The following is a 26,404-nucleotide window of genomic DNA, read 5'->3' as shown; positions in this document are numbered from 1 at the left end:
ACAGAAGTATCGACCGTCATACTCATGATTATTACGCTCACCTGATAATTATCTTGGCCGCCCGGCGTTTAGCGAAAAGCGCACTGCGGTCTGAAAATATAAGATCACCCCTGTTTCGCGTGTAAAAAGATAGTTACCCAGGAACATGCAATCGTAGCTAGCCTGTTTTCTTGCCACACACACGGAGAAAATGGATCATGACTAACATAACGCCTACGACCACACCTCTGGCGCTGCCAGGGAATCTGTTCCAGAACGCAGAGTTCGAACAAGGTTTCACCCACTGGATCACGGACGACAAAGGGGACCCCGCCAACTGCACCTCTTCACCGCCTGGCGCGACTCTGGTCAATCAGGCCAGCATCAGGCAGGGAGTGACCATAGAAGCGAGAGCCAAACAGTACACGTTCAGAATGATCGCCTTGGGGTTCAATAGCTCATCAAAGGCTAACCATGCATTGGCTGAAGTCGGCCGTGTCGTCATCAAGGAAAATAATACAGAGGTAGCAAGTTTCTACCTGAAGACAGGCGCGTTCATATACGAGCTCGAACATGTAACCCAACCGGCGACGACTCATCTGGAAGTCGTAATCAGCTCTGAAGCAAGCACCCCTGTACAGTTCTGGAGTCCCAGCCTCGTCGATGACTTTCCCAATCCCGACGAACTCATCAAGGATAGCCAGTTCGAGCGTCCAAATACGGACTGGAGAGGAGGAGGCGAGTGGCAGCACGGCGGCGTGCAACTGGCCAACGGCCAACGCGTCAGCCAGTTGGTCACTCGCATCGAACCTGGCAGTCATTACGTGATTACCTATACGGTGATGCCCTTCATCAATCCTATAGGCGAGGAGGAAAACTTCGCCTTCGGCAGGATATCGGGCAGTGGTGGGGTCCCCTACACAGATATCACGTCCAGTGAGTCGATAGCGCCAATACCCTTCACGGCTACTCAGAACACCTTGTCAATCACACTTGACGGGCCTCGTATCCGTTTCGGGTCATTCTCCTTGAAAAAACGCTAGGCGATGAACACACTGCCGGCAGCACTCAGGTCTTGTGCGAAGCATTAGCCGGCTGACAACTTATCCTGCTGTCCCGCGCCCTATACCGGCAGCCTAACCGACCTGGGAAGTCTGCCGGTCAAGCGGCTTGTTCAGCCCAGCCGCTTTTATCTTCTTGCTCACAGGGCATCCAGCAACGCCTGGTTCTGTTCCGGAGTACCGATGCTGATGCGCAGGAATTGCGCGATGCGTTCCTGCTTGAAATGGCGCACGATCACGCCCTTTTCGCGCAAGCGGGCGGCGATGGCTGCAGCGTCCTGATCGGGGTGGCGGGCGAAGATGAAGTTGGCTGCCGAGGGCAGTACCTCGAATCCATGTTCATTCAGCCCTTGCACCAGTTTTTCGCGACTGGCGATCACCTTGGCGCAGGTGTCTTCGAAGTAGGCCTTGTCGGCAAACGCTGCGGCGGCGCCGGCGATTGCCACTCGGTCGATCGGATAGGAGTTGAAGCTGTTCTTGATGCGCTCCAACGCTTCGATCAGGTCCGGGTGGCCGACCGCGAGCCCTACCCGCAGGCCGGCCAGCGAACGGGATTTGGAGACAGTCTGGGTGACGAGCAGGTTTGGATAGCGGTCGACCAGGGTGATCGCGGTTTCACCGCCGAAATCGACGTAGGCTTCATCTACCACCACCACCGAGTCCGGGCTGGCCTGAACAATCTGCTCGACCGCTTCGAGCGGCAACAGGCAGCCAGTGGGTGCGTTCGGGTTGGGGAAGATGATCCCGGCGTTGGGCCTGGCGTAGTCTTGTGGCCGGATCTGGAATTGCTCGTCCAGCGGCACGGCCTCGAAGGCAATACCGTACAAGCCGCAATAGACCGGATAGAAGCTGTAGCTGATGTCCGGGAACAACAGCGGCTGGTCATGCTGGAACAGGCCGTGGAAGATGTGCGCCAGCACTTCGTCCGAGCCGTTGCCCAGGAACACCTGGTTGGTTTGCACCCCGTAATAGTCCGCCACGGCTTGCTTGAGCAGGTCGCTGTTGGGATCCGGGTACAAACGCAGGGCGTCACACAGCTCGGCGCGCATGGCCTCGATCGCCTTGGGCGATGGGCCGTAGGGGTTCTCGTTGGTGTTGAGCTTGACCAGGTTGGCAACCTTGGGCTGCTCGCCGGGCACATAGGGCACCAGGTTCTTGACGAAGGGACTCCAGAATCTGCTCATGCTCATTCCCCTTTTGCCAGATCGGGTTGGATACGGTATTCGGCGCTGCGGGCGTGTGCGCTCAGGGACTCGCCGCGAGCCAGCACGGAAGCGGTCTTGCCCAGCTCGGAAGCGCCCTGCTCCGAGCAGAAGATGATCGACGAACGCTTCTGGAAATCGTAGACACCCAAGGGCGACGAAAAACGCGCGGTGCCCGAAGTCGGCAGCACGTGGTTGGGGCCGGCGCAGTAGTCGCCCAGCGCTTCGCTGGTGTGACGCCCCATGAAGATGGCACCCGCATGGCGGATCTGCGGCAGCCAGGCCTGCGGGTCTTCGACCGACAACTCCAGGTGTTCCGGGGCAATTCGGTTGGCCACCTCAATGGCCTGCTGCATGTCCCGGACCTTGATCAGCGCGCCCCGGCCATTGATCGAGGTATTGATGATCTCGGCGCGTTCCATGGTCGGTAGCAACTTGTCGATACTGGCCGCGACCTTGTCGAGGAACTCGGCATCGGGGCTGACCAGAATGGCCTGGGCGTCTTCGTCATGTTCGGCCTGGGAGAACAGGTCCATGGCGATCCAGTCCGGATCGGTGCCACCGTCGCAGACCACCAGAATTTCCGAGGGGCCAGCGATCATGTCGATACCGACCTGGCCGAACACATGGCGCTTGGCAGTCGCCACGTAGATATTGCCGGGGCCCACGACCTTGTCCACGCGCGGCACGCTTTCGGTGCCATAGGCCAGGGCCGCAACGGCCTGGGCGCCGCCGATAGTGAACACTCGGTCGACGCCGGCAATGCAGGCCGCTGCCAACACCAGCTCGTTGACCTCGCCTCGGGGCGTGGGCACGACCATGACCACCTCGGTAACGCCCGCCACTTTTGCCGGAATGGCGTTCATCAATACCGATGACGGGTAGGAGGCCTTGCCGCCGGGCACGTACAGCCCGGCGCGGTCCAGTGGCGTGACCTTCTGGCCGAGCACCGTGCCGTCGGCTTCGGTGTAGCTCCAGGAATCCTGCTTCTGCTTCTCATGGTAGAGACGCACCCGCTCGGCGGCGGTTTCCAGAGCGTTGCGCTGCACATCGGTAATGCGTGTGAGGGCCAGTTCGAGACGCTCGCGCGGCAGGATCAGGTCGGCCATCGAGGCGACCTGCAGGCCATCGAAGCGCTCGGTGAATTCGACCAGCGCGGCGTCGCCCCGCTCGCGCACGGCCTTGATGATGTCCAGCACGCGCTGATTGACCGAGTCATCTGACACACTTTCCCAGCTCAACAGATGGTCCAGATGGCGGGCGAAGTCCGGATCAGTGGCATCGAGTCGGCGAATAGCAGTGGAAACGGTCATGGCGGGCCTCAAATAATGGCAATTGCTCAAGCGCCGATAGATTACCAATCGATCCACATGGGCACTTGAGTTATTTGGCTATGATGCGGATAGACGGGCGCAGGTTGCAGACCTGCGCAGGTGCATCAGTCGCGGTGTCGCGACTCCACTGCCTTGCGCAGGGTGTCGATCAACGCCTGGATGCGGGCGTGCTGCATCTTCATGGAGGCTTTGTTCACCACCAGCCGGGAGCTGATGTGGGCGATCAGTTCCTGGGGCTCCAGGCCGTTGGCACGCAGGGTATTGCCGGTGTCGACCACGTCGATGATCTTGTCGGCCAGGCCCACCAGTGGCGCCAGTTCCATGGAACCGTAGAGCTTGATGATATCGACCTGGCGGCCCTGCTCGGCGTAGTAGCGCTTGGCAACGTTGACGAACTTGGTGGCCACACGCAGCCGACCGGTTGGCTCGGCCGCGCCGATGGCGCCGGCCGTCATGAGCTTGCACTGGGCGATCTGCAGATCGAGGGGCTCGTACAGGCCCTGGCCACTGTATTCGAGCAGGACGTCCTTGCCGGCGACACCCAGGTCGGCGGCACCATGCTCGACGTAGGTCGGCACGTCGGTGGCGCGCACGATCAGGAGGCGCACATCGTCCTGGGTCGTGGGAATGATCAGCTTGCGGCTCTTGTCCGGGTTCTCGGTGGGCACGATGCCCGCCTCGGCCAGGAGCGGCAATGTATCGTCAAGAATGCGGCCTTTGGACAGCGCAATGGTCAACATGGGAAACGTCAGTCCTTACAGGAAAGTTTCTGGCAACGACCGGGCGCATCCCTGCGCCCTGCACGCACATCAGCCCGGTACGCGACGGATCTTGGCGCCCAGCATCTGCAGTTTTTCTTCGATGCACTCGTAGCCACGGTCGATGTGGTAGATGCGGTCGATCAAGGTGTCGCCTTCGGCGGTAAGCGCCGAAATCACCAGGCTCGCCGACGCCCGCAGGTCGGTCGCCATGACCGGTGCGCCCTTGAGCTTCTCGGTGCCGGTGACAATGGCCGTGTTGCCCTCGACCTGGATCTGCGCGCCCATGCGGTGCATCTCGTAGACGTGCATGAAACGGTTTTCGAAGATCGTCTCGATGACCGCGCCGGTGCCTTCGGCAATGGCATTGAGCGAAATGAACTGCGCCTGCATGTCGGTGGGGAACGCCGGGTACGGCGCGGTCCGCACGTTGACCGCCTTGGGCCGCTTGCCATGCATGTTCAGTTCGATCCAGTCGGCGCCGGTGGTGATCTCGGCGCCCGCCTCGCGAAGCTTTTCCAGCACGGCTTCGAGAATGGTCGGATCGGTGTCCTTGACCTTGACCCGGCCGCCTGTGCAGGCGGCGGCCACCAGGTAGGTACCGGTCTCGATGCGATCGGGCATGACCTTGTAGGTCGCCGAGTGCAGGCGCTTCACACCATCGATGGTGATGGTGTCGGTGCCGGCGCCCTGGACATTGCCGCCCATGGCATTGATGAAGTTGGCCAGATCGACCACTTCCGGCTCGCGCGCGGCGTTCTGCAGGACGCTGCGGCCGTTGGCCAAAGCTGCGGCCATCATGATGTTCTCGGTACCGGTCACACTGACCGTGTCGAAGAAGAAGTTGGCACCGCGCAGGCCACCTTCCGGCGCCTTGGCCTTGATGTAGCCGGCTTCCACGTCGATGACCGCACCCATGGCTTCGAGGCCGCGGATGTGCAGGTCGACCGGACGCGAGCCGATCGCGCAACCACCGGGCAGCGCCACTTCCGCTTCGCCGAAGCGAGCGACCATCGGGCCCAGCACCAGGATCGAGGCGCGCATGGTCTTGACCAGCTCGTACGGTGCAACCAGTGTCTTGATGGTGCGCGGATCGATCTCGACCGCCAGCTTCTCGTCGATCACCGGCTCGATGCCCATGCGACCGAACAGCTCGATCATGGTGGTGATGTCGTGCAGGTGCGGCAGGTTGGCAACCGTTACCGGCCCATCGGCCAGCAGGGTGGCAGCCAGAATCGGCAGAGCGGAGTTTTTCGCTCCGGAAATGCGGATTTCGCCATCAAGGCGAACGCCGCCAGTAATAATCAGTTTGTCCATTGGAGTCTCGACGCGGAATGGCTCAGGAACGCTCAGCCCAGGCTGCGCTGCTGAAGAATTTCATGGTGATCGCATGGATGCTGCCATCGGCGATCCATGGGTTCAAATGAGCATAGATCTGTTGCTGGCGCTTGACCGGGCTAAGCGCGGTCAGCTCGTCACTGATCACGTTCAGCTGGAAATTGCAGCCTTCGCCCTCGACTTCCACCTGCACTCCCGGCAGCTTGGACTCAAGGAAACCCTTCACTTCTACAGCCTGCATGCTCAACCTCGATCGGCGCCCTGTGCGCGCGGGTCGGCCATCATACAAAAAAGCCCCCCGACTGCGAACCCCGTATCGACGGGATCAGGCCAGAGGACCTCGATGAGGGCCGCTCAAATCTGTGAAAAGAATTCGCTCATGCCGGTGACCTGAGCGATCTGACGCATATCGTGGGGCAGTGCCTGGACCCGCACGGTCTTGCCGGCCGCCTCGGCATCGCGCATGAAGCCCAGCAGCAGGGACAAGCCGACGCTGCTGGATTTCTCGACCGCAGTGCAGTCGATGACCAGCGCCGTGGCCGGGCTGGACTGGATCAATGCCTGCCCCTGCTTGCGCAGTGCGGCGCCGGAGCGGTAGTCCAGCACGCCGGCCAGGCGGAGCTGGTCGCCGGCCAGTTCGACGCGAGCCTGATCCATCACTGGGCGCTCGTCGGGGCAGCTTTGTCGGTGACTTCCTTGGCCTTGGCGACTTCGCCCGCCCAACCATCAATGGTCTTGTCCAGGTCGTTGCCGTTGCGCTGCATGCTGTCGGCGAACTGGTCGCGGAACAGCTTGCCGATGTTGATGCCATTGATGATGACGTTACGTACCTTCCACTCGTTGTTCAGGTTTTCCAGGGTGTAGGAAACCGGATACACCGCTCCGCCAGTGCCCTTGACCTGCATGTCGACGCTGGTACGAGTGCCACTTTCATCCTTGGCCGGGCCAACGGTGATGCCCTGGTTGTTGTATTCGAGCAACGCGTTGCCATAGAACTGCATCAGGCTGCGCTTGAAATTTTCCTGGAAACGCGTTTTCTGCGCCGGTGTTGCCCGGTTCGCGTACTTCACGGTCATGATGCTGCGCGATATGCCTTCGGCATCGACGACTGGACCGACGATGGAATTCAACGCGTCGTAGAAAGCCTGAGGGTTGCTGCGGTAGGTTTCACGGTTCTTTTCCAGATCCGACAGCAGCCGGTCGGTGACGCCCTGTACAACCTGATGTGCGGATACCGCAGGGGCTGCGTTGGCCCACATCGGTAGCAGAGCCACCAGAACCAGCAGGCTGCGTCGCATGATCGAAAACATGGATAACTCCTTATTTGGCATCTTTGCTGACTGTGTTGAGCAGGAACTTGCCGATCAGGTCTTCGAGCACCAGGGACGACTGGGTGTCGTGGATGGTACCGCCGTCGGTGAGCAAGGCTTCCTCGCCACCCACGCTGATACCAATGTACTTCTCGCCCAGCAGGCCCGCGGTCAGGATGGAAGCAGTGGAGTCAGTGGGCAGATTGTCCACTTTCTTGTCCAGCTGCAGGGTCACCCGGCCCGTGAAGGTGTCGCGATCCAGATCGATAGCCGTGACCTTGCCGATGGTCACACCGGCCATGGTCACCTTCGCTCTGACAGTCAAACCGGCGATATTGTCGAAATAGGCATAGAGTTTGTAGCTCTCGGTGTTCGCGCTGGTGGACAGACCACTGACACGCAAGGCCAACAGCAGCAAAGCCAGGATGCCGGCCAGAAGGAACAGGCCAACTCCGACTTCCATTGATCGGTTTTGCATCAGAAATCTCCAAACATCAGGGCGGTCAGAATAAAGTCCAGGCCCAGAACGGCCAGCGACGCGTAGACCACGGTCTTGGTGGTAGCGCGACTGATGCCCTCGGACGTGGGTTCACAGTCATAACCCTGGAACACGGCGATCCAGGTGACGACGAAAGCGAATACCAGGCTCTTGATCACACCGTTGAGCACGTCATCGGTGAAGCTCACGCTGTTCTGCATGTTGGCCCAGAACGATCCTTCATAGACGCCCAGCCAGTCGACGGCAACCCAGGAGCCACCCCAGATACCGACGACGCTGAAAATCATCGCCAGCAACGGCAGGGAAATGAAACCGGCCCACAGCCTTGGCGCAACGATGTACTTGAGCGGGTCGACGCCGATCATCTCCAGGCTCGACAACTGCTCGGTCGACTTCATGTTGCCGATCTCGGCCGTCAGTGCAGAACCTGCACGACCGGCGAACAATAGAGCGGTGACCACAGGTCCGAGTTCACGCAGCAGTGTCAGTGCGACCATTTGCCCAACCGCCTGCTCCGACCCGTACTTGGCCAGGATGCTGAAGCCCTGCAGCGCCAGCACCATGCCGATGAACACGCCGGACACGACGATGATCAGCAGGGACATGACGCCCACTGAATACAATTGCTTGATCAGCAGCTGGAAGCCGCCACCGATGCCGCCGCGGCCCACCAGCGCGTGGCCGAGGAACAGCCCGGAACGACCCAGGATGCCGACCATGTCGATGGCCGAGCGGCCAAACAGGCGCACGCGCTCCATGATTGATTTCTTGCGCATCAACGCTTCCCCAGCAGATCGGCGCGGTAGTCGGGCGCGGAAAAATGAAAAGGCACGGGGCCGTCGGGATCGCCCTTCATGAATTGGCGGACGCGCGGATTGTCCGACCCCATCAACGCTTCTGGCGTGCCATGACCAAGCACCTGGCCATCACCTACGACATAGATGTAGTCGGCGATGCTCGCGGTTTCCGCCAGGTCGTGGGACACCACGATGCTGGTGATACCCAGGGCGTCGTTGAGCAGGCGGATCAGCCGCACCAGTACGCCCATGGCGATCGGGTCCTGACCGACGAACGGCTCGTCGTACATCAATATCTGCGGATCCATGGCGATGGCGCGGGCCAGCGCGACCCGGCGCTTCATGCCGCCGGACAGTTCGTCCGGCATCAGTTCGATGGCACCGCGCAGGCCAACGGCCTGCAACTTCATCAGAACGATGTCGCGGATCATGTCTTCGGGCAGGTCGGTGTGCACGCGCAGCGGGAAGGCCACGTTTTCGAACACGTCCAGGTCGGTGAACAGCGCGCCGCTCTGGAACAGCACGCCCATGTGCTTGCGCGCATCGAACAGATCGCTGCGCGAGAGTTTGGGCAGGTTCTGGCCATTGACCCACACTTCGCCGCCGCTGGGCCGCAGTTGCGCGCCCATCAAACGCAGGAGCGTGGTCTTGCCGCTACCTGAAGGCCCCATGATACCGGTGACCTTGCCGCGAGGAATGCGGATATCGACGTCGTTGAAAATGCTCCGCGCACCGCGCTTGAAGGAAACCCCTTTCAGCTCGACCGCGTAGGCGCTATCGGCACTCATTTAAACTCCTTGCAGTGCAACCTTACCCTCGGACGCTCATCTTCTGACCGAAGACACTTGGCGCGGACAGGCCGAACAAGCGGCGAACTATAGCATTGCAGACACGTGCCGCCCAAGATTGATCCATTGGCGAAACGTACCATCGATTTACCGGGGCCGCGAAATAGGCAGGTGAGTCGCACGTCCATTCCCGCTATAATCGCCGCCTTTTCACCGGGCCTACCGATTTTCGCCATGAGCCAGACCAGCGACCTGATCCAATCCGCGCACCGCACCATACGTCTCGAAATCGAAGCGGTAGAGGGCCTGCTTGCCCACATCGACGCCGATTTCGTGCGCGCCTGCGAATTGATCCTCGAAAGCAACGGCCGCGTGATCGTGCTGGGCATGGGCAAGTCCGGCCATATCGGCAACAAGATCGCCGCGACCCTGGCCAGCACCGGCACCCCGGCGTTTTTCGTGCATCCTGCCGAGGCCAGCCATGGCGACATGGGCATGATCACCCGCCAGGACATCATCCTGGCCCTGTCCAACTCCGGTTCGACAGCGGAGATCGTCACTTTGCTGCCTTTGATAAAACGCATGGGCATTCCGCTGATCAGCATGACCGGCAACCCCGACTCACCCCTGGCCCAGGCTGCCGAGGTCAATCTCGACGCGCGCGTCGCTCAGGAGGCCTGCCCGCTGAACCTGGCGCCGACCTCCTCCACCACCGCTACCCTGGTGCTGGGCGATGCGCTGGCCATTGCCCTGCTCGAGGCGCGCGGCTTCACGGCCGAAGACTTCGCCTTCTCCCATCCCGGCGGAGCACTGGGCCGACGCCTGCTGCTCAAGGTGGAGCACGTGATGCACACCGGCACTGCGCTGCCACAGGTGGCGCGCGGTACACTGCTGCGCGATGCGCTGATGGAAATGACCCGCAAGGGCCTGGGCATGACCGCCATTCTGGAAGCCGATGGCCGCCTCGCCGGGATCTTCACCGACGGCGATCTGCGGCGCACATTGGATCGCACCATCGATGTCCACAGCACTCGAATCGAAGACGTCATGACTTCCCACGGCAAGACGGCTCGCGCCGACATGCTGGCTGCCGAGGCGCTGAAGATCATGGAAGACAACAAGATCAACTCACTGATCGTGGTTGACGATCAAGACTGTCCGGTAGGCGCCTTCAACCTTGGCGACCTGCTGCGCGCGGGAGTCATGTAATGACCGAGAATGGTGCAATGCCCGAGACTGGCAGCAACGACCTCCTGCAGCGAGGCAAGGCCATCAAGCTGGCCGTATTCGACGTCGACGGCGTACTGACCGATGGCCGCCTGTATTTCCTCGAAGACGGCAGCGAGTTCAAAAGCTTCAGCACGCTGGATGGTCAGGGCATCAAGATGCTCATCAACAGTGGCGTGACCACGGCCATCATCACCGGTCGCAAGAGCCCGGTGGTGGAGCGGCGTGCCAGAAACCTGGGCATCGCCCACCTCTTTCAGGGCCGTGAAGACAAACTCGTGGTGCTCGACGGACTGCTCGCCGAACTCGGCCTGAGCTATGAACACGTGGCTTACCTGGGCGACGACCTGCCTGACCTGCCGGTGATTCGCCGGGTGGGCCTGGGCATGGCAGTGGCCAATGCCAATGCCTTCGTGCGCCAGCATGCCGACGGTGTGACCCAGGCCAGTGGCGGCTTCGGGGCGGCACGCGAGTTCTGCGAGCTGATCCTCGATGCCCAAGGCAATCTCGAAGCGGCCCGCGCCGCCTACTTGTAGGGCCTGACATGCTGAACAAGAAAATCCGCAATATCGTCATCCTGGGTGTGCTGGGGCTGCTGTTCGCCGCCATCGGCTACTGGGACATCAGCCCGGAGCGCTTCCTCGACCAGCCCACGGCAGCCGTCGACGAAACCCAGATCGATTACTACGCTATCAACGCGAAGGCTCGGCAATACCTGCCCGATGGCGGCGTGCAGTACGACATGACTGCCGACAAGGTCGAGCACGTGAAGACGTCGCAGGTCACCTTGCTGACCAAGCCCGACATGCAGCTGTACCGCGGAACCGTCTATCCGTGGCACGTGACGAGCGATCGCGGCGAAGTGAATCCCGATGGCAGCGAAGTCGAGCTGATCGATTCGGTGCGCATCGCGCGTACCGATCAGAAAAGCCGCGCTACGCTGATCACCAGCTCGCGCATGACCGTTTTCCCACAGAAGCAATATGCGCAGACCGACCAAGACGTTAGAATCGACGGCGCCGGTGGCGTGTCGACGGCCAAGGGCATGAAAGCGTATCTGAATGACAGCAAGATCAACTTGCTGTCCAACGTAAGAGGACAGTATGAGGCTCGTTAAAACCCTCCCCTTTTTGCTCAGCCTGAGCGCAGCACTGGGAAGCGCGAGCGCCTGGGCACTGCCCACTGACCGCGATCAGCCCATTCATATCCAGTCCGACGATGCCCAGCTCGACGACAAACAGGGTGTGGCGACCTACAAGGGCAATGTGATCATTACCCAAGGGTCGATGAAGATCACCGGCAATACCGTGACCATCACCCGCAATGCCACGGGCGACGTGGACGTGTTCACTGCTGTCGGCAACCTGGCCTACTACGAGCAGAAACCCGCCGCCGACAAGCCCATCGTTCAGGCCTACGGCATGACCATCCAGTACTTCGCGGCGCAGAACCGCATCGTGCTGATCGACAAGGCCAAGGTCATCAACGACGGCAACACGTCCGAAGGCGAGAAGATCGTCTACGACACCGTGCGCCAGGTGGTCAACGCCGGCCGTGCCACGGGCAGCAAGGTCACCACGCCTCGTCCGCGCATCGACATGGTGATCCAGCCGAAGAAGAAATCCGACGCACCGCAGAAGGCCCAGTAATGGCAGTTCTGAAAGCGCAGCACCTGGCCAAGAGCTACAAGAGCCGGCAAGTCGTACGCGACGTCAGCCTGTCCATCGAAAGCGGGCAGATCGTCGGCCTGCTGGGCCCCAACGGGGCCGGCAAGACCACCTGTTTCTACATGATCGTCGGCCTGGTGCAGGCCGATCAGGGCCGCGTGCTCATCGACGACCTGGACGTCAGTCACCAGCCGATGCATGGCCGCGCCCGCTCCGGCATCGGTTACCTGCCGCAGGAGGCCTCGATCTTCCGCAAGCTGTCGGTGGCCGACAACATCATGGCCATTCTGGAAACCCGCAAGGAACTCGATGCCACGGCTCGGCTTGCAGAACTCGAAGGCCTGCTGCAGGAATTCCACATCACGCACATCCGCGACAACCTGGGCATGAGCCTTTCGGGGGGTGAACGTCGCCGCGTGGAGATCGCCCGCGCCCTGGCCACCGCACCCAAGTTCATCCTGCTCGACGAACCCTTCGCCGGTGTCGATCCGATTTCGGTCGGCGACATCAAGCAGATCATCCACCACCTCAAGACCAAGGGCATCGGCGTATTGATCACCGACCACAACGTCCGCGAGACCCTGGATATCTGCGAAACGGCCTACATCGTCAACGACGGCCAGCTGATTGCCGAAGGCGATGCCCAGACCATTCTGGCCAACGATCTGGTGCGCGAAGTCTACCTGGGCCACGAGTTCCGCTTGTAAGGCCCGAGGGCGCCAGCGCCCTCCCACGGGCATTAATTTTCATGGCGCCCTAGGCAAACACTCAGGTTTCAGGCATATAATTTGCTTACGACATAAGCCGGGTGCTTCGGTACCCGTAGTAGAAGGCGCTTCGCGCCGGCGACCAAGGTGTTAAGTTCCTGCCATGAAACCATCGCTCGTCCTACGTATGGGCCAGCAACTGACGATGACACCGCAGTTGCAACAGGCCATCCGCCTTCTCCAGCTATCGACCCTGGACCTCCAACAGGAGATTCAGGAAGCGCTGGAATCCAATCCCATGCTCGAACGCCAGGAAGAAGGCGACGACTTCGACAACAGCGACCCGCTGGCCGACAAGGTCGAGCAGACACCGCCCCAGGAAATCCAGGAGCCGAGCTTCCAGGAATCCGCGCCTACGGTCGACAACCTCGAGGAAGGCGACTGGAACGAGCGCATCCCCAGCGAACTGCCTGTGGACACCGCCTGGGAAGACATCTACCAGACCAGCGCCAGCAGCCTGCCGAGCAACGATGACGACGAGTGGGACTTCACCACGCGCACATCGGTCGGCGAGAGCCTGCAGACGCATCTGTTGTGGCAGCTGAACCTGGCGCCCATGTCCGACACCGATCGGCTGATCGCCGTGACCATCATCGACTGCATCAACAACCAGGGTTACCTGGACGAGACGCTGCAGGAAATCTGCGAGTCTTTCGATCCCGAACTGGACATCGAGCTGGATGAGATCGAAGCGGTGCTGCACCGCATCCAGCAGTTCGAGCCCGCTGGCATTGGCGCCCGCAACCTGAGCGAATGCCTGATGCTGCAGCTGCGCCAGCTGCCGCCCAAGACCCGTTGGCTGGCCGAAGCCCAGCGCCTGGTCAGCGACTTCATCGACATGCTCGGCTCGCGCGACTACAGCCAGCTGATGCGCCGCATGAAGCTCAAGGAAGACGAGCTGCGCCAGGTCATCGAGCTGGTGCAGAGCCTCAATCCGCGGCCCGGCTCGCAGATCGAATCCAGCGAGCCGGAATACGTCGTGCCTGATGTCATCGTGCGCAAGGACAGCGACCGCTGGCTGGTCGAGCTCAATCAGGAGTCCGTGCCACGCCTGCGAGTCAATCCGCAGTACGCCGGTTTCGTACGGCGCGCCGACACCAGCGCCGACAACACCTTCATGCGCAACCAGCTGCAGGAAGCGCGCTGGTTCATCAAGAGCCTGCAGAGCCGCAACGAAACCTTGATGAAGGTGGCGACGCAGATCGTCGAGCATCAGCGCGGCTTCCTCGACTATGGCGACGAGGCCATGAAGCCTCTGGTGCTGCACGACATCGCCGAGGCGGTGGGCATGCACGAATCGACCATTTCACGGGTGACCACGCAGAAATACATGCATACACCCCGTGGCATATACGAGCTGAAATACTTTTTTTCGAGCCATGTAAGTACCTCGGAAGGTGGCGAATGCTCCTCCACGGCGATCCGCGCGATCATCAAGAAACTGGTCGCGGCCGAAAATCAGAAAAAGCCGTTGAGTGACAGCAAGATCGCTGGTTTACTGGAGGCACAAGGCATCCAGGTAGCCCGCCGAACGGTCGCCAAGTATCGCGAATCCCTCGGGATTGCGCCGTCCAGCGAACGCAAGCGGTTGATGTAGCCCTGCGATGTGCCACAGCGTTCCAGTGGCAGGCACCCAAGCCTGCTTCTTTATGCAATGGCAATAAGGAGAAGCGGTATGCAAGTCAACATCAGTGGACACCAACTGGATGTGACCGAACCCCTGCGAACCTACATCGGGGAAAAACTCGAGCGGCTCGAACGTCATTTCGACAAGATCACCAACGTTCAGGTGATCATGGAGGTCGAGAAGCTCAAACAGAAAATCGAAGCCACCCTGCGCATACCCGGTGGTGAGGTGGTTGCCAACGCCGAACATGACGACATGTACGCGGCCATCGACCTGCTTACCGACAAGCTGGATCGCCAACTCAAAAAGCATAAGGAAAAACAGCAAAGTCTGCTGCAAGGCGCGACTGCTCGCTGACACTCCCCACTCATGATCCGACTAGAAACCATCCTGACCCCCGGCCGTTCATGCGTGAACGTGCCGGGCGGCAGCAAGAAGAAAGCACTCGAAAACATCGCCGAGCTGATCGGTCGCGAAGTGCCCACGCTGGATACCCAAACGGTATTCGAAGCGCTCGTTGCCCGTGAAAAACTGGGCTCGACCGGATTCGGCAACGGCATTGCCATCCCGCATTGTCGGCTGAAGGGGTGCGATACACCCGTCAGCGCCCTCATCCACCTCAGCGCCCCAATCGACTACGACGCCATCGACGGTGCTCCCGTGGACCTGCTGTTCGTGCTTCTGGTACCCGAAGCGGCCACCGATGCCCACCTGGAGTTGCTCCGCCAGATCGCCAGCATGCTCGATCGCAAGGAAGTGCGTGAGAAACTGCGTTCGGCACCCAGCAATCAAGCCTTGTACCAAGTGGTACTGGACGAACAGAGCGGTCATTAACCATGCGTTTGATCATCGTCAGTGGCCGCTCAGGCTCAGGCAAGAGCACTGCCCTGGATGTTCTCGAAGACAACGGTTTCTATTGCATCGACAACCTGCCGGCCGGCTTGCTGCCCGAACTGGCAGAGCGTGCCCTGATCCACACCGAGCTGGCACAGCCGCAGGTAGCGGTGTCGATCGATGCGCGCAACCTGCCCAGCCATTTATCACGTTTTCCCCAACTGCTGGCCGAAGTACGGGCCAAGCACATCAACTGCGATGTTCTGTACCTGGACGCCGACGAAGAAACACTGCTCAAGCGTTTTTCCGAGACCCGTCGCCGCCACCCACTGAGCAACGAGAGCCGCTCGCTGGCCGAGGCCATTCGCGTCGAGAGCGACCTGCTCGGGCCCATCGTCGATCTGGCCGACCTCAAGATCAACACGACCAACCTGAACCTCTATCAGCTGCGCGATGCCATCAAGGTCCGGCTGCTGAACAAGCCAGAGCCTGGTACGGCCTTTCTAGTGGAGTCATTCGGGTTCAAGCGCGGCATGCCCATAGACGCCGACCTTGTGTTCGACGTGCGCTGCCTGCCCAACCCCTACTGGAAGCCGGAGCTGCGAGAACAGTCCGGGCTCGACGCCCCGGTCGCCGAATACCTGGCGGCCCAGCCGGACGTCGAAGAGATGTATCAGGACATCTCCTCCTACCTGCTCAAATGGCTGCCGCGCTTCGCTGCCAGCAGCCGTGCCTATGTCACCATCGCCATCGGCTGTACAGGCGGGCATCATCGCTCGGTATACTTGACCGAGCGCCTGGGCCGATTGCTGCAGCAGTCGCTCAAGAACGTCCAGGTTCGCCATCGCGACCTCAGTTGAAAGGATCCCCCGCGCAATGCCCGCCCTCCAAGTAGAAATCATCAACAAGCTCGGCCTGCACGCCCGCGCCGCAGCGAAATTCGTCGGCGTGGCGGGACGCTTTCCCTGCCAGGTACGTGTTGGCCGTACGCCGGAAGCTTTGGTCGACGGCAAGAGCATCATGGGTGTAATGATGTTGGCAGCCGGAAAAGGCACCACCATCCACCTGCACACCGAAGGCGAGCAGGATCAGCAGGCGCTCGATGCCATCGTCAAACTGATCAACGACAAGTTCGACGAAGGCGAGTAAAGCCAGCCAACGGCCGAGAAGCAGAACCCGGTAGCGGCAGTCGAGTACTGCGCTACGTCAGGTTCTGGGTTCAGGGGTCAAGACAGCGCAGTGTCCATGACCATCATCAGGCAGAACCCTACACACAGGCCCAGGCTCGCCAACTTGTGATGACCATTGCTGCGTGACTCGGGAATGATCTCGTGGGTCACTACCAGCAGCATCGCGCCGGCCGCGAAGGCCAGGCCCAAGGGCAGCAACAGCTCACCCATTCGCACCAACCAGGCACAGAGCACGGCGAATACCGGCTCGACCAGGCCAGACGCGGCGCCAATCAGGAAAGCTTTGTAGCGCGCCATTCCCGCACCTGCCAGTACCAGCGCAATCACCAGGCCCTCGGGGACGTCCTGCAGGGCAATGCCCATCGCCAGGCTGTCGGCATCGTGCATGCCGCCGCCAGCCGACACGCCGATGGCCATGCCCTCCGGGATGTTGTGAGCGATGATGGCGATCACGAAGATCCAGATACGTGCAGGGATCACAGGCTGCTGCGTGCTGCCCACCAGATAGTCCGGTGTGACTCCGGAAACCCTCCGGTCCACCAGATACAGGCAGAACGCTCCGGACATGATGCCCAGGCTCATCAGGCCACCAGCGCCCCAGCGTGAGAAACCGATGGCCGCTGCCGCATCCAGGCCGGGAATGATCAGCGAGAACGCAGTGGCCGCCAGCATCACGCCCGCGCCGAAGCCCAGCAATGTATCAGCCACGGCGACTGGCATGCTGCGGATGACCAGTACGGGAACCGCGCCCAGAGCCGTGCCCAGGGCGCAGATGGCCCCGCCTTCGAGCGCGCGCAGGATGCGCGGCTCGAGGTCGAGCCAGGCCAGCAGCTCGCCTACCAGCAGGGCCGCGCCTGCCAATAACAGCAACGTGCCCAGCGCCAGGCGAAAGCGACGAACACTGACCAGCGCGAAGGCCTGCGATCCCATGGCGCGGGGCTCAGTTCACGGCGGCTTGGTAGCGCTTCTCGACGTTGGCCCAGTCGACCACGTTGTAGAACGCGTTGATGTATTCAGGCCGACGGTTCTGGTACTTGAGGTAGTAGGCGTGCTCCCAGACGTCCAGGCCCAGAATCGGCGTGTTGCCATTCATCAATGGGCTGTCCTGGTTGCCGCTGCTCTCCACCACCAGCTTCTTTTCCGGGGTGACGCTGAGCCAGGCCCAGCCACTGCCGAAGCGGCTCAGCGCGGCTTTGGTGAACGCTTCCTTGAAGGCATCGAACCCACCCAGCTCGGTTTCGATGGCCTGAGCCACGCCGCCCTGCGGCTGGCCGCCGCCGTTGGGCGACATGACTTCCCAGAACAGGCTGTGGTTGGCATGGCCACCACCGTGGTTGGTGACGGCGCCGCGCAGGTTTTCCGGCAGCTGCTTGACCGAGGCGACCAACTTTTCAACGGGCCACTCGGCGTATTCGGTACCCTCGATGGCGGCATTGACGTTGGTAATGTAGGTCTGGTGGTGCTTGGTGTGGTGGATTTCCATGGTCGCAGCATCGATGTGCGGCTCCAGGGCATCGTAGGCATACGACAAGGCAGGCAAGGTATAAGGCATTTTCAGTGAACTCCGTAGTGAAGGTTATCGGGTTGCGTGACGACTGGCGCAACGTCGGTGTCGGCGGCACCACACAGCAACCGGTGGGTACGGGGGTATTCGCCATGCTGGCGAGTGAAGCCGAGCAGTTCGGCGTAGGTCTTGCTGGCATGGCGCAGGGCCGCATCGCGCAGCGCAGGCTGCAGTCTGGAATCCTGGGCGGCGTGCAACAGGCGTTCATGAATGGCGCACAGGTACTCTGCGCTTTCTTCGGGTTGATGCAACTGCAGGTGCAGGTCGGCAAGGTTGTGGTGGGAGATGACGCATGCGGCCACTGCTTCGTCGACATCCGCCCAGCGCTCGAACAGCACCTGGGCCCATGCCAGGGCCTGCAGGTAATGCTCGCGCGCCTCGATCAGCTCGCCCCGGACAAAGCTGGCGTTGGCCGTCTCCGTGATTCGTTTCCAGTGCTGCATGGCGGATGTCTCCCAGCGGTTGCCCAGCGGTCCGATACCGCCAGCGGTGAGCTTTTCCGGGTCGAGCACGTCGCCGAGCTGTTCGCGACGCACGTCCATGTGTTCCAGCGCCACATCAATCATCGGCCGACCTTCCCTGTAGGCTAGCTCGGCAATCTGGACAGCTTGCCGATATCCGATGATCGGGTTGGCCGCGGCCACCTCGATCGGGTGGCGGGCCAGCGCCCTTCACCCTGGCCTCGTTCAACTTGCCGAGCATGATCGACACTCATCAGCGATAATGAGTTTTATTATTGATTGATATTGAGAATCAAAACAAGCATCGCAGCACAGATTGCCCGACCTGAAGGGCCGGGCAACGGGATCAGCTCCCGGCGACCGTCATGCGCTCGATCAGCACCGAGCCGGTGCGGATGTTGCTGCGCAGTTCCAGATCGTTGCCCACGGCGACGATCTGCTTGAACATGTCACGCATGTTGCCGGCGATGGTCACTTCCTGGACCGGAAACTGGATCTCGCCATTCTCGACCCAGAACCCGGCTGCTCCGCGCGAGTAGTCGCCGGTCACCATGTTCAGGCCATGGCCCATCAGTTCGGTCACCAGCAAGCCGCGGCCCATGCGGCGCAGCAGCGCTTTCTGGTCTTCGTCGCCATGGGTTACGAACAGGTTGTGCACGCCACCGGAGTTGGCCGTACTGGGCAAGCCGAGTTTGCGGCCCGAATAGGTACTCAACACATAGGACACCAGCTCGCCATTCTCTACGAACGGCTTGGCGTAGGTTGCCAGGCCGTCGCCGTCGAATGCCGCGCTGCCCATGGCGCGCATCAGGTGCGGACGCTCGTCCAGTGTCAGCCACTCGGGGAACAGCCGCTGGCCCATGGCCCCTTCCAGGAACGAGGATTTGCGGTACAGGTTGCCACCGGAGATCGCCGCGAGGAAATTTCCGAACAGCCCCCCGGCCAATTCGGCCGAAAACAATACCGGCACCTCGCACGTCGGCACCGGCCGTGCGCCAAGGCGGGCGGCAGCGCGTTGCGCGGCGCGCTGACCGATGGAAGCGGCATCGGCCAGCAACTCGCCCTGGCGACTTACGTCGTACCAATAATCGCGCTGCATCTGCCCGTTGGCTTCGGCGATCATCACGCAGCTCAAGCTGTGTCGCGTCGATGCATAGCCACCGATGAAGCCGTGGCTGTTGCCATACACGCGGCAGCCCTGGTGAGTGTTGAGCGTGGTGCCGTCGGCGTTCTTGATCAAGGGCTCGGCGTCGAAGGCTGCGGCTTCGCAGGCCAGGGCTTTCTCGATGGCCTGCTCGGGCGTGATGTCCCAGGCGTGGTAAAGGTCGAAATCGGGCTGCTCGCGGGCCATCAGAGCGGCGTCGGCCAGGCCCGAGCTTTCATCCTCGGAGGTGTGCTTGGCGATCGCCAGGGCTGCAGCGACGGTTTCGCGAATGGCCTGCGGACCGCTCGCCGAGGTGCTGGCCGAGCCCTTGCGCTGGCCGACGTACAGGGTGATGCCGAAACCCTGGTCGCGGTTGAATTCGACGGTCTCGACTTCGCGCTGGCGCACCGATGTGGACAAGCCCTGCTCCAGCGACACGGCCACCTCACAGGCGCTGGCCCCCTGACGCTTGGCTTCATCGATGATCTGCTGCACTTGCTCCTGCAGGACTGGCAATGCCTGCGGGCCGACGCTCTGGGGTGCGTTCATGGTGTTCTCCAATCAAATTCGGGTTCGGGGCGGGCCGATCTACGGCCGGGCCAGACAAGCGGCCCCCGACTGGTTATCATGGCGGCGTTTATTTGCGGACGGCCCCCATGGTTGATTCTTACGACGACTCCCTCGATGAGGGAAAAAGCAAAACTCAGGTCAAACGCGAGCTGCATGCGCTGACCGATCTGGGCGAGCGCCTTATCACGCTCAAGCCGGACATGCTCAATCGCCTGCCCTTGACCGATGGCCTGCGCCGGGCGTTGGCCGATGCCTCCAAGCACACGGCGAACATCGCGCGCAAACGCCACATCCAGTTCATCGGCAAACTGATGCGCGACCAGGACATCGACGCCATTCTGGTGCTGCTCGACCAAGTGGACGCCTCCACCCGGCAATACAACGAGCGCTTTCACAACCTGGAGCGTTGGCGTGATCGGCTGGTAGCCGGCCCGGACCAGGTGCTGGAAGCGTTTTTCGCCGACTACCCGGAAACCGATCGTCAGCATCTGCGCAACCTGGTTCGCCAGGCCCAGCACGAGACGGCGCACAACAAACCGCCTGCCACTACGCGCAAGATCTTCAAGTACATCCGGGAGCTGGACGAAACTCAACGCGGCTTGCGCTGAGACGCCTGAAGGCAGGCCGCCCGGCCTGCCTGTCATCCGCTTCAGGCGCCGGTACCGCCCACGGTGATCGCATCAATCTTCAAGGTCGGCTGGCCTACGCCCACGGGCAGCGACTGCCCATCCTTGCCGCAGGTACCCACACCGCTGTCGAGCGACAGGTCGTTGCCGACCATGGAAACCCTGCTCATTGCCTCCGGACCGTTGCCGATCAGCGTAGCGCCCTTGACCGGCGTGGTGATCTTGCCGTCTTCGATAAGGTAGGCTTCGCTGGTCGAGAAGACGAACTTGCCGCTGGTGATATCCACCTGCCCGCCACCCAGGTTGGCGCAATAGATGCCCTTCTTCACCGAGGCGATGATTTCGGCCGGGTCGCTTTCGCCCGCCAGCATGTAGGTATTGGTCATCCGCGGCATGGGCAGGTGCGCATAGGATTCGCGACGACCGTTGCCTGTGGCGGCCACGCCCATCAGACGCGCATTGAGCTTGTCCTGCATGTAGCCCTTGAGCACGCCGTTTTCGATCAGGGTGGTGCACTGCGTAGGCGTGCCTTCGTCATCGACGCTCAGTGAACCGCGACGCCCGGCCAGGGTGCCATCGTCGACGATGGTGCACAGGCTGGAGGCGACCTTCTCGCCCACGCGGCCGCTGTAGGCCGAGCTGCCCTTGCGGTTGAAATCGCCTTCCAGGCCGTGCCCGACCGCTTCGTGCAGGAGCACGCCGGACCAGCCCGCACCCATCACCACCGGCATGGTACCGGCCGGCGCCGCCACCGCCTCGACGTTGACCAGCGCCTGGCGCAGCGCTTCGCGGGCGTAGCCCATGGCACGGTCTTCGGCCAGGAAGTAACGGTAATCGGTGCGGCCACCGCCACCGTGGCCACCGCGCTCGCGACGCCCATTGTGCTCGACGATGACACTGACGTTGAAGCGCACCAGCGGACGCACGTCGGCGGCCAGGCTGCCATCGGCTGCAGCGACGAGAATTCTTTCCCAGACACCGGCCATGCTGACGGTGACTTGCTGGATACGCGGGTCCAGCGCGCGGGTGGCGGCGTCGACACGCTTGAGCAGGTCGACTTTCTCGGCGCGGGTCAGGACCTCCAGTGGGTTGTCAGGACCGTACAACTGGCTTACCACAGGACTGCTGAACGCCTGCACGCGGCCGTTCTGGCCGGCGCGGGAAATCGAGCGGGCCGCACGTGCGGCCTGCACCAGGGCGTCCTGAGTGATGGCGTTGCTGTAGGCGAACCCGGTCTTCTCACCGGACTGGGCGCGCACGCCCACGCCCTGATCGAGGTTGAAGCTGCCTTCCTTGACGATGCCGTCTTCCAGCGCCCAGGACTCGGAAATCTGACCCTGGAAATACAGGTCGGCGGCGTCTATACCGGGGCCGGCCAACTCGCCCAACACCGACTGCAGGCTGTCCAGCGTGAGGCCGCCGGGTGCCAGCAGGTGTTCGCTGACGGTGGATAACATCTGGCTCATATTTACTCCGCGCTGTTCGCAGGACGCTTCGCGTACTGCGTGGGAAAGTGTTCGCAGGACGCTCGACGTACTGCGTAGAAAAAGCTCGCAGGACGCTTCGCGTGCTGCGTGGGAAAGTGCTCGCAGGACGCGTGGCGTCCTGCGCAAATGACTGCGCGCGGGTGGCCGGAAGCGGCCCGCGCAATTCGGGTGTCGGTGACGGATGCTCAATACATGCGTCCGCCCGGACACTTTTTCAATACCGGAGCCCCGCCGACAGTCCGATACCGGGCGACGGCCACCGCGCCCTCAGCCGCCGAAGGGCTTGACCAGGGTCATCTGCGGATCCTTCCAGGAACCCTCGATGCGGTACTGCACACTGGCGAAGCGCGCCACGCGGTCGCCCAGCAGCTTGTTCACCACGAACAAGGCGCCACCCACCACCGGCGCGCCGACCAGAACCGCCGCCAGCGGCAGGCTGTTGGTGATCGGCAGGGCAACCTGCACCTTGGCGTTGACGCCGTCGCGGACCATGTCCAGGGTACCGTCCAGATCGATGTCGGTAGTGGGACCGCGCAGGGTGATCGGGGTACGCGTCACATAGACCCCTTCGCTGGCCACCAGCAGGCCTTTGACTCGATCGTAGCTCAAACCCTTGCCCAGCACATCGGAGAAATCCAGGCGCAGGCGACGGCCGATGGCATTGAAGTTGAGCAGGCCGAACACGCGCAGAGCCTGGGCGCCGCCCTCGACCTCGACGAACTGGCCATCACGCAAAGTAGCGTCCAGGTTGCCGGAAAAACGCTTGAGCCCGACCCAGGCCGGCGACCCCGGCCAGCGACCATCGGCGTCGAGGTGGAACGACTCACTGGTCACGGTCGGGGCAAATTTCCACGCCTGCAGCACATCGGCCAGGTTCTTGCCTTGCAAGCGCCCGCGGAACCACGTGCTGGAGGCTCCCGGCGCGCCTTCCCATGTGCCCGCGCCGTGCAGCATCAAGCCCTTGAGACCCAGGTCGAGATCGTTGAGGGCGACACCCTTGGAAGTTGGGCGCAGCTTCAACGACCAGCTGCCGATCAACTCTTCGCCCTGCAACAACTGGCGGATCCTGACATTGACCGCCGGTATCTTGCGCGGATCGACATTGGCCAAAGGGTCCGGCGCTTCCACCGGGTTGTCGGCCTTGACCACGTTCGGATCGACCGGCGGCAGGCGCACGGTATCGAGGTCGACGTTGATCGGGGTCGCCTTGCCATCGGGCACATCGACCTTGCCGGTGATCTGTTGGCTGGCCAGGGCAAGGTGCCAGGCACTCGGGCTGCGGTTGAGCTGCACATGCGCCTGGTCGAGTTGCTGACCGAAGCCCTTGAGCGTGCCGATCTGCAGGTCGACCGCATTGACGAGCTGGCTGGCAGCGCCGCTCGGATCACCGCCGGTGTACTGCTCGGCCTGCTGCTGCCACGGTTCCAGATCCAGTGCCTGCAACGCGCCGCGGACCCGCAGCCCCTGCGTGGTGGGAAGTTGCGGCATACCAGAGCCGATCAGCAACTCGCCCCGCCCCCTGGCCAGGTCATTGGCCGCGGCTGCATAGGCAAAGCTGGCCAGATCGGCATAGGTGACGTCGAAGCGGCGCTCCTGACCCTGCAGGTTCATCACGAATACTGTCGGGCGCGCCACAGCCCGTGTCTTGCCAAAGGGCGCGGGCAGATCGATGTCGACACCCTTGAGGTCGGAATCGACGCGAAGCTGGCTGTCGGCACCCAGCTTGAGCTGCAACTGGTAGGCAATATCACCGGACGCCGGTACAGCCTGCTTGACCTGCAACCAGTCAGCCAGGCGCTTCACCGGGATCTGGCTGTGCGCGACGATGCGCGTCAACGGCGCGCCTGGCTTGCCTTCGGCAGAAATCTGCGCCGTTACCGGCTGATCGAAAGCCTGGGCAGTGATGCCCTCGCCGCTCAGGCCCTTGTCGAAGTCGAAGCGAAACGTCCCGCCCAACTGGCTGAGCGCAAGCTCCGGGGACTTGATCTTCAGGCGCGCCGCGCGGGTGCTGAAATCCACCACGACTTTGGGCTCATGGCCTTTGACCAGTGGAATGTCGAGGTCGAGCCTGCCCTTGAGCGGGCCTTCACCCTGCCAGCCGGCGAAGATATCGGCGGTGCCGATGGGCGCGGTCTGCAGGATCTTCAAACCGTCGGCCAGACCACCGTCGAAGTTGCCCTTCACGTACAGGTGGCTGTCCTCGCCCAGCGGCACGTGGGGCACAGTGACGGAAACATCGCTGACCTTGGTGTCGAGGATCTGCCCGCGATCGGCGAGGATACGCACGTCACCGTCCTGGACATAGACATTGCCGGCGACCTTGCGTGCCTCCGGCCAACCGGGCTGGAACGCCAGCGTCACGTCGTGGACCTTGAAGAACAGCGTGATACTGCGCGAATGCGCCTCGGCCGCGCTGGCCAGCGAACCCTGGTACTGGAAGTAGCCCTGATCGACCGCGCCGCGCTTGATTGCCGTACGCAGCCACTGGTCGATCGACGGGCTGAGCACCTTGGGCAGGTATTTGCTGGTGTAGGCGCCATCACCATCGACCAGGCCGACCCGCAGGTCCATGTAGGGTTCGGCCTCGCGGTGCAACGGCAGGCGAATGAGAAAGTCGGCGGCAATATTGCCCTCTTCGCCCAGGACCTTGATGGCCGGCGCGATCAGGGTGAACGCGTGTTCATCGAGCTTGAAATTCAGACGAGCGTTGGCCTTGAGGTAATGCCAGGGCTTTTCGAAGATAGGGCTCAGGTGCAGCATGAACTTTTCACTGTCCAGGCGCAGCTCGCCCTGGCCGATATCGCCGATCAGGCTACCGCTGACATTGTCCGCCGCCGGGGCGCCGGAATAGGCGTCGAAGCCGACGTTCTCGAGGTTGGCCGCGTAGCTCAGGCGCTCGGCCCCGGTGGCCTTGGGGCGGATGTCGAGCGAGACGTTGCGCAGCACACCGGTGAGGTTCAGGCCGTTGGCGATGGCTGCCACCTGCTTGGGCAGGGGCACCAGCGCGTCCAGCAACGGCGTGATCGGTGTCAGGTCGAGACGATCGGCCTGGATGCGCCACTGCTCCTCGGCCGCGGGCGTCGCGGCGCGCTGCTGCAGCGCCACGTGGGTCTGCCAGGGCTTGCCATCCAGGGTCATGGCCAAGGTGCCCAGGTTCAGGTCGAAGCCTTCGGCGCTGCGTTGCGCCCAGGCCTGCAGCTTGAGATCGGCGATGGCGTAGGGCTTGTGCTCGGCGCGGGCACCTTTGAACGTCGGCACATCGAGCTTGACCACCGCTCGCTGGACGTTGGCATCCGCCCAGTCCAGCCAGAACTCGCCGCCCGCCTTGAACTGTTCGAGTTTCCAGGCTTGGGTGTAGCGGCTCGGCAACCATTGCGCCCAGTCGCTTTGCGGCAGGTTCAGATAGATCTGGGCACGGCCCTGGCGCCATCGTTCGGCGCGCACCTGTGCCTCCACGTTCAGCGCCAGCGGCTGGCCGTCAGGCAAGTGCAGGCGCAGATCCAGGCGCTGCCGCTCTTCGCTGGTGCGCAGGCTCAGACCCACATAGGTCAAGGTCAGCGGGTCGTGCTCGAACGGTTGCAGGGTCAGTTGGCTGTCGAGCACCGACAGCCGCCCGACCTGTTGCATCTGCTGCAGCGTGCGCTGCATGTCGAAGGCCTGGTCCTGCTGCTGCGGCAGCCCCTTGATCGACCACTTGCCGGCAGCATCCTCGACGGCGCTGAGCTGTACGCCGCCCAGTTCGAGATGGGCAATGCGCACCGACCGCGCCAACAGGCTGCCCCACAGGTCCGGCACCACCCTGACTCGATCCAGGCGCAGCGCATTGCTGCCCTCGCCCACTTGCACATCGTGAACCAGCAGTATCGGTGCCAGACGGCTCCAGCGCCCTTCCAGGCTGCCGATGCGCACCGGCATGCCCAGCGCTTCGCTGGCACGTGCCTCGATCTGCGCGTCGTATTCGGCCACCAGGGGCACCAGCTGCCGGCCCAGGCTGACGTACAGCGCCAGCAACACCAGCAGCACCGCACACAGCGTCAGCGCCCAACGCGTCAGGCCAGCGAGCACGGCATTCAAGCGGACCATGCAGGCATGCTCCCGCCACAGGCCGCGTCAGCCTGAAAGCCCGAAGCTTGAAGACTGGAAGCCTGAAGACTGGAAAATCGTTTCACTGGCC

28 protein-coding genes and 1 pseudogene are annotated in these 26,404 nt (G+C 62.2%); 12 read left to right on the top strand and 17 right to left on the bottom strand.

Features of this window, described 5'->3' with window-relative positions:
- Window positions 1-197 precede the first annotated feature (197 nt).
- Complete coding sequence (locus tag IFT75_RS04775) at window positions 198-1,022, top strand: hypothetical protein (protein WP_185794042.1); 825 nt, start codon at window positions 198-200, stop codon at window positions 1,020-1,022.
- A 158-nt stretch (window positions 1,023-1,180) separates the two neighbouring features.
- Here IFT75_RS04775 and hisC read toward each other — a convergent pair whose 3' ends face one another.
- The 10 genes from hisC to IFT75_RS04725 form a co-directional block, all read right to left on the bottom strand.
- Window positions 1,181-2,224: a histidinol-phosphate transaminase gene (hisC, locus tag IFT75_RS04770; RefSeq protein WP_192053589.1), complete on the bottom strand. Its 1,044-nt coding sequence runs from the start codon at window positions 2,222-2,224 to the stop codon at window positions 1,181-1,183.
- A gap of 2 nt (window positions 2,225-2,226) precedes the next feature.
- Entirely contained in the window at window positions 2,227-3,555 is a 1,329-nt protein-coding gene (gene hisD, locus IFT75_RS04765; RefSeq protein ID WP_122479494.1) for a histidinol dehydrogenase, read from the bottom strand.
- A 125-nt stretch (window positions 3,556-3,680) separates the two neighbouring features.
- Window positions 3,681-4,316 carry an ATP phosphoribosyltransferase gene (hisG, locus tag IFT75_RS04760; RefSeq protein ID WP_185794044.1) on the bottom strand — a complete coding sequence of 212 codons (636 nt, stop codon included), beginning with the start codon at window positions 4,314-4,316 and terminating at the stop codon, window positions 3,681-3,683.
- Window positions 4,317-4,385: 69 nt separating this feature from the next.
- On the bottom strand, window positions 4,386-5,651 hold the full coding sequence (murA, locus tag IFT75_RS04755) for a UDP-N-acetylglucosamine 1-carboxyvinyltransferase (RefSeq protein WP_122479496.1): 1,266 nt from the start codon (window positions 5,649-5,651) through the stop codon (window positions 4,386-4,388).
- Between the two features lie 22 nt (window positions 5,652-5,673).
- Entirely contained in the window at window positions 5,674-5,913 is a 240-nt protein-coding gene (locus IFT75_RS04750) for a BolA family protein (protein ID WP_043186744.1), read from the bottom strand.
- Window positions 5,914-6,026: 113 nt separating this feature from the next.
- The gene (locus IFT75_RS04745) at window positions 6,027-6,329 is read right to left on the bottom strand and encodes an STAS domain-containing protein (protein ID WP_185794045.1); all 303 of its coding nucleotides are present in this window, start codon (window positions 6,327-6,329) and stop codon (window positions 6,027-6,029) included.
- Window positions 6,329-6,982 carry an MlaC/ttg2D family ABC transporter substrate-binding protein gene (locus tag IFT75_RS04740; RefSeq protein ID WP_122479497.1) on the bottom strand — a complete coding sequence of 218 codons (654 nt, stop codon included), beginning with the start codon at window positions 6,980-6,982 and terminating at the stop codon, window positions 6,329-6,331. Before IFT75_RS04740 ends, IFT75_RS04745 begins: the two co-directional genes overlap by 1 nt.
- Before the next feature lie 10 nt (window positions 6,983-6,992).
- Entirely contained in the window at window positions 6,993-7,460 is a 468-nt protein-coding gene (mlaD, locus tag IFT75_RS04735; RefSeq protein WP_043186734.1) for an outer membrane lipid asymmetry maintenance protein MlaD, read from the bottom strand.
- Window positions 7,460-8,257, bottom strand: a complete 798-nt coding sequence (mlaE, locus tag IFT75_RS04730; RefSeq protein ID WP_043186730.1) for a lipid asymmetry maintenance ABC transporter permease subunit MlaE — start codon at window positions 8,255-8,257, stop codon at window positions 7,460-7,462. Before mlaE ends, mlaD begins: the two co-directional genes overlap by 1 nt.
- Window positions 8,257-9,066 (bottom strand): ATP-binding cassette domain-containing protein, encoded by an 810-nt coding sequence (locus IFT75_RS04725; RefSeq protein WP_122479498.1) that lies wholly within the window; start codon window positions 9,064-9,066, stop codon window positions 8,257-8,259. The genes mlaE and IFT75_RS04725 overlap by 1 nt, the downstream gene beginning before the upstream one ends.
- Window positions 9,067-9,300: 234 nt before the next feature.
- On the opposite strand from IFT75_RS04725, the gene IFT75_RS04720 reads away from it, so the two are divergent.
- The 10 genes from IFT75_RS04720 (at window position 9,301) to IFT75_RS04675 (ending at window position 16,337) form a co-directional block, all read left to right on the top strand.
- Complete coding sequence (locus IFT75_RS04720) at window positions 9,301-10,275, top strand: KpsF/GutQ family sugar-phosphate isomerase (RefSeq protein ID WP_122479499.1); 975 nt, start codon at window positions 9,301-9,303, stop codon at window positions 10,273-10,275.
- Window positions 10,276-10,292: 17 nt separating this feature from the next.
- Entirely contained in the window at window positions 10,293-10,829 is a 537-nt protein-coding gene (locus IFT75_RS04715) for a KdsC family phosphatase (protein WP_192053946.1), read from the top strand.
- Window positions 10,830-10,837: 8 nt separating this feature from the next.
- On the top strand, window positions 10,838-11,410 hold the full coding sequence (gene lptC, locus IFT75_RS04710; protein WP_185794047.1) for an LPS export ABC transporter periplasmic protein LptC: 573 nt from the start codon (window positions 10,838-10,840) through the stop codon (window positions 11,408-11,410).
- Window positions 11,397-11,942 (top strand): lipopolysaccharide transport periplasmic protein LptA, encoded by a 546-nt coding sequence (gene lptA, locus IFT75_RS04705; RefSeq protein ID WP_043186718.1) that lies wholly within the window; start codon window positions 11,397-11,399, stop codon window positions 11,940-11,942. Before lptC ends, lptA begins: the two co-directional genes overlap by 14 nt.
- On the top strand, window positions 11,942-12,667 hold the full coding sequence (lptB, locus tag IFT75_RS04700; protein ID WP_043186715.1) for an LPS export ABC transporter ATP-binding protein: 726 nt from the start codon (window positions 11,942-11,944) through the stop codon (window positions 12,665-12,667). Before lptA ends, lptB begins: the two co-directional genes overlap by 1 nt.
- A 163-nt stretch (window positions 12,668-12,830) precedes the next feature.
- Window positions 12,831-14,324, top strand: a complete 1,494-nt coding sequence (locus IFT75_RS04695) for an RNA polymerase factor sigma-54 (RefSeq protein WP_192053588.1) — start codon at window positions 12,831-12,833, stop codon at window positions 14,322-14,324.
- Window positions 14,325-14,402: 78 nt separating this feature from the next.
- On the top strand, window positions 14,403-14,711 hold the full coding sequence (gene hpf, locus IFT75_RS04690; RefSeq protein ID WP_049860579.1) for a ribosome hibernation-promoting factor, HPF/YfiA family: 309 nt from the start codon (window positions 14,403-14,405) through the stop codon (window positions 14,709-14,711).
- A gap of 12 nt (window positions 14,712-14,723) precedes the next feature.
- The gene (gene ptsN, locus IFT75_RS04685; protein WP_122479502.1) at window positions 14,724-15,188 is read left to right on the top strand and encodes a PTS IIA-like nitrogen regulatory protein PtsN; all 465 of its coding nucleotides are present in this window, start codon (window positions 14,724-14,726) and stop codon (window positions 15,186-15,188) included.
- A 2-nt stretch (window positions 15,189-15,190) separates the two neighbouring features.
- Complete coding sequence (gene rapZ, locus IFT75_RS04680; RefSeq protein ID WP_122479503.1) at window positions 15,191-16,048, top strand: RNase adapter RapZ; 858 nt, start codon at window positions 15,191-15,193, stop codon at window positions 16,046-16,048.
- A gap of 16 nt (window positions 16,049-16,064) precedes the next feature.
- Window positions 16,065-16,337 carry an HPr family phosphocarrier protein gene (locus IFT75_RS04675; RefSeq protein WP_122479504.1) on the top strand — a complete coding sequence of 91 codons (273 nt, stop codon included), beginning with the start codon at window positions 16,065-16,067 and terminating at the stop codon, window positions 16,335-16,337.
- Window positions 16,338-16,414: 77 nt separating this feature from the next.
- Here IFT75_RS04675 and IFT75_RS04670 read toward each other — a convergent pair whose 3' ends face one another.
- The 5 genes and pseudogenes from IFT75_RS04670 to pmbA form a co-directional block, all read right to left on the bottom strand.
- Complete coding sequence (locus IFT75_RS04670; protein ID WP_122479505.1) at window positions 16,415-17,308, bottom strand: ZIP family metal transporter; 894 nt, start codon at window positions 17,306-17,308, stop codon at window positions 16,415-16,417.
- A 10-nt stretch (window positions 17,309-17,318) separates the two neighbouring features.
- The gene (locus IFT75_RS04665; RefSeq protein WP_192053586.1) at window positions 17,319-17,930 is read right to left on the bottom strand and encodes a superoxide dismutase; all 612 of its coding nucleotides are present in this window, start codon (window positions 17,928-17,930) and stop codon (window positions 17,319-17,321) included.
- A gap of 2 nt (window positions 17,931-17,932) precedes the next feature.
- Entirely contained in the window at window positions 17,933-18,385 is a 453-nt protein-coding gene (locus IFT75_RS04660) for a hypothetical protein (protein WP_122479507.1), read from the bottom strand.
- Window positions 18,386-18,418: 33 nt separating this feature from the next.
- A pseudogene (aspA, locus tag IFT75_RS04655) lies at window positions 18,419-18,635 on the bottom strand (aspartate ammonia-lyase); the annotation flags it as partial.
- A gap of 114 nt (window positions 18,636-18,749) precedes the next feature.
- Window positions 18,750-20,096 (bottom strand): metalloprotease PmbA, encoded by a 1,347-nt coding sequence (gene pmbA, locus IFT75_RS04650; protein ID WP_185794052.1) that lies wholly within the window; start codon window positions 20,094-20,096, stop codon window positions 18,750-18,752.
- 107 nt (window positions 20,097-20,203) lie between these two features.
- Between pmbA and yjgA the strand changes: the two genes are divergently transcribed.
- Window positions 20,204-20,725 (top strand): ribosome biogenesis factor YjgA, encoded by a 522-nt coding sequence (gene yjgA, locus IFT75_RS04645; RefSeq protein ID WP_192053584.1) that lies wholly within the window; start codon window positions 20,204-20,206, stop codon window positions 20,723-20,725.
- A 41-nt stretch (window positions 20,726-20,766) separates the two neighbouring features.
- Here the strand turns inward: yjgA and tldD are convergent, their stop codons facing one another.
- The gene (gene tldD / locus IFT75_RS04640; protein ID WP_122479511.1) at window positions 20,767-22,209 is read right to left on the bottom strand and encodes a metalloprotease TldD; all 1,443 of its coding nucleotides are present in this window, start codon (window positions 22,207-22,209) and stop codon (window positions 20,767-20,769) included.
- Between the two features lie 288 nt (window positions 22,210-22,497).
- On the bottom strand, window positions 22,498-26,313 hold the full coding sequence (locus IFT75_RS04635; RefSeq protein ID WP_192053582.1) for a YhdP family protein: 3,816 nt from the start codon (window positions 26,311-26,313) through the stop codon (window positions 22,498-22,500).
- Between the last annotated feature and the right edge of the window lie 91 nt (window positions 26,314-26,404).

Source organism: Pseudomonas sp. CFBP 8758, assembly GCF_014841725.1.
Classification (GTDB): domain Bacteria; phylum Pseudomonadota; class Gammaproteobacteria; order Pseudomonadales; family Pseudomonadaceae; genus Aquipseudomonas; species Aquipseudomonas baltica.
The sequence above is the reverse complement of the archived record's forward strand: the minus strand, read 5'-3'. Positions and strand labels throughout refer to the sequence as shown.

Bases quoted from the DNA above. Each gene is read 5' to 3' on its own strand.
- hisG (WP_185794044.1), bottom strand. From the start codon at position 4,316: ATGTTGACCATTGCGCTGTCCAAAGGCCGCATTCTTGACGATACATTG.
- mlaD (WP_043186734.1), bottom strand. From the start codon at position 7,460: ATGCAAAACCGATCAATGGAAGTCGGAGTTGGCCTGTTCCTTCTGGCC.
- lptA (WP_043186718.1), top strand. From the start codon at position 11,397: ATGAGGCTCGTTAAAACCCTCCCCTTTTTGCTCAGCCTGAGCGCAGCA.
- IFT75_RS04750 (WP_043186744.1), bottom strand. From the start codon at position 5,913: ATGCAGGCTGTAGAAGTGAAGGGTTTCCTTGAGTCCAAGCTGCCGGGA.
- IFT75_RS04725 (WP_122479498.1), bottom strand. From the start codon at position 9,066: ATGAGTGCCGATAGCGCCTACGCGGTCGAGCTGAAAGGGGTTTCCTTC.
- IFT75_RS04635 (WP_192053582.1), bottom strand. From the start codon at position 26,313: ATGGTCCGCTTGAATGCCGTGCTCGCTGGCCTGACGCGTTGGGCGCTG.
- IFT75_RS04675 (WP_122479504.1), top strand. From the start codon at position 16,065: ATGCCCGCCCTCCAAGTAGAAATCATCAACAAGCTCGGCCTGCACGCC.
- pmbA (WP_185794052.1), bottom strand. From the start codon at position 20,096: ATGAACGCACCCCAGAGCGTCGGCCCGCAGGCATTGCCAGTCCTGCAG.
- lptC (WP_185794047.1), top strand. From the start codon at position 10,838: ATGCTGAACAAGAAAATCCGCAATATCGTCATCCTGGGTGTGCTGGGG.
- IFT75_RS04740 (WP_122479497.1), bottom strand. From the start codon at position 6,982: ATGTTTTCGATCATGCGACGCAGCCTGCTGGTTCTGGTGGCTCTGCTA.
- ptsN (WP_122479502.1), top strand. From the start codon at position 14,724: ATGATCCGACTAGAAACCATCCTGACCCCCGGCCGTTCATGCGTGAAC.
- IFT75_RS04715 (WP_192053946.1), top strand. From the start codon at position 10,293: ATGCCCGAGACTGGCAGCAACGACCTCCTGCAGCGAGGCAAGGCCATC.
- IFT75_RS04670 (WP_122479505.1), bottom strand. From the start codon at position 17,308: ATGGGATCGCAGGCCTTCGCGCTGGTCAGTGTTCGTCGCTTTCGCCTG.
- IFT75_RS04775 (WP_185794042.1), top strand. From the start codon at position 198: ATGACTAACATAACGCCTACGACCACACCTCTGGCGCTGCCAGGGAAT.
- hisC (WP_192053589.1), bottom strand. From the start codon at position 2,224: ATGAGCAGATTCTGGAGTCCCTTCGTCAAGAACCTGGTGCCCTATGTG.
- IFT75_RS04745 (WP_185794045.1), bottom strand. From the start codon at position 6,329: ATGGATCAGGCTCGCGTCGAACTGGCCGGCGACCAGCTCCGCCTGGCC.
- lptB (WP_043186715.1), top strand. From the start codon at position 11,942: ATGGCAGTTCTGAAAGCGCAGCACCTGGCCAAGAGCTACAAGAGCCGG.
- IFT75_RS04720 (WP_122479499.1), top strand. From the start codon at position 9,301: ATGAGCCAGACCAGCGACCTGATCCAATCCGCGCACCGCACCATACGT.
- mlaE (WP_043186730.1), bottom strand. From the start codon at position 8,257: ATGCGCAAGAAATCAATCATGGAGCGCGTGCGCCTGTTTGGCCGCTCG.
- murA (WP_122479496.1), bottom strand. From the start codon at position 5,651: ATGGACAAACTGATTATTACTGGCGGCGTTCGCCTTGATGGCGAAATC.
- tldD (WP_122479511.1), bottom strand. From the start codon at position 22,209: ATGAGCCAGATGTTATCCACCGTCAGCGAACACCTGCTGGCACCCGGC.
- rapZ (WP_122479503.1), top strand. From the start codon at position 15,191: ATGCGTTTGATCATCGTCAGTGGCCGCTCAGGCTCAGGCAAGAGCACT.
- IFT75_RS04665 (WP_192053586.1), bottom strand. From the start codon at position 17,930: ATGCCTTATACCTTGCCTGCCTTGTCGTATGCCTACGATGCCCTGGAG.
- hpf (WP_049860579.1), top strand. From the start codon at position 14,403: ATGCAAGTCAACATCAGTGGACACCAACTGGATGTGACCGAACCCCTG.
- IFT75_RS04660 (WP_122479507.1), bottom strand. From the start codon at position 18,385: ATGCAGCACTGGAAACGAATCACGGAGACGGCCAACGCCAGCTTTGTC.
- IFT75_RS04695 (WP_192053588.1), top strand. From the start codon at position 12,831: ATGAAACCATCGCTCGTCCTACGTATGGGCCAGCAACTGACGATGACA.
- hisD (WP_122479494.1), bottom strand. From the start codon at position 3,555: ATGACCGTTTCCACTGCTATTCGCCGACTCGATGCCACTGATCCGGAC.
- yjgA (WP_192053584.1), top strand. From the start codon at position 20,204: ATGGTTGATTCTTACGACGACTCCCTCGATGAGGGAAAAAGCAAAACT.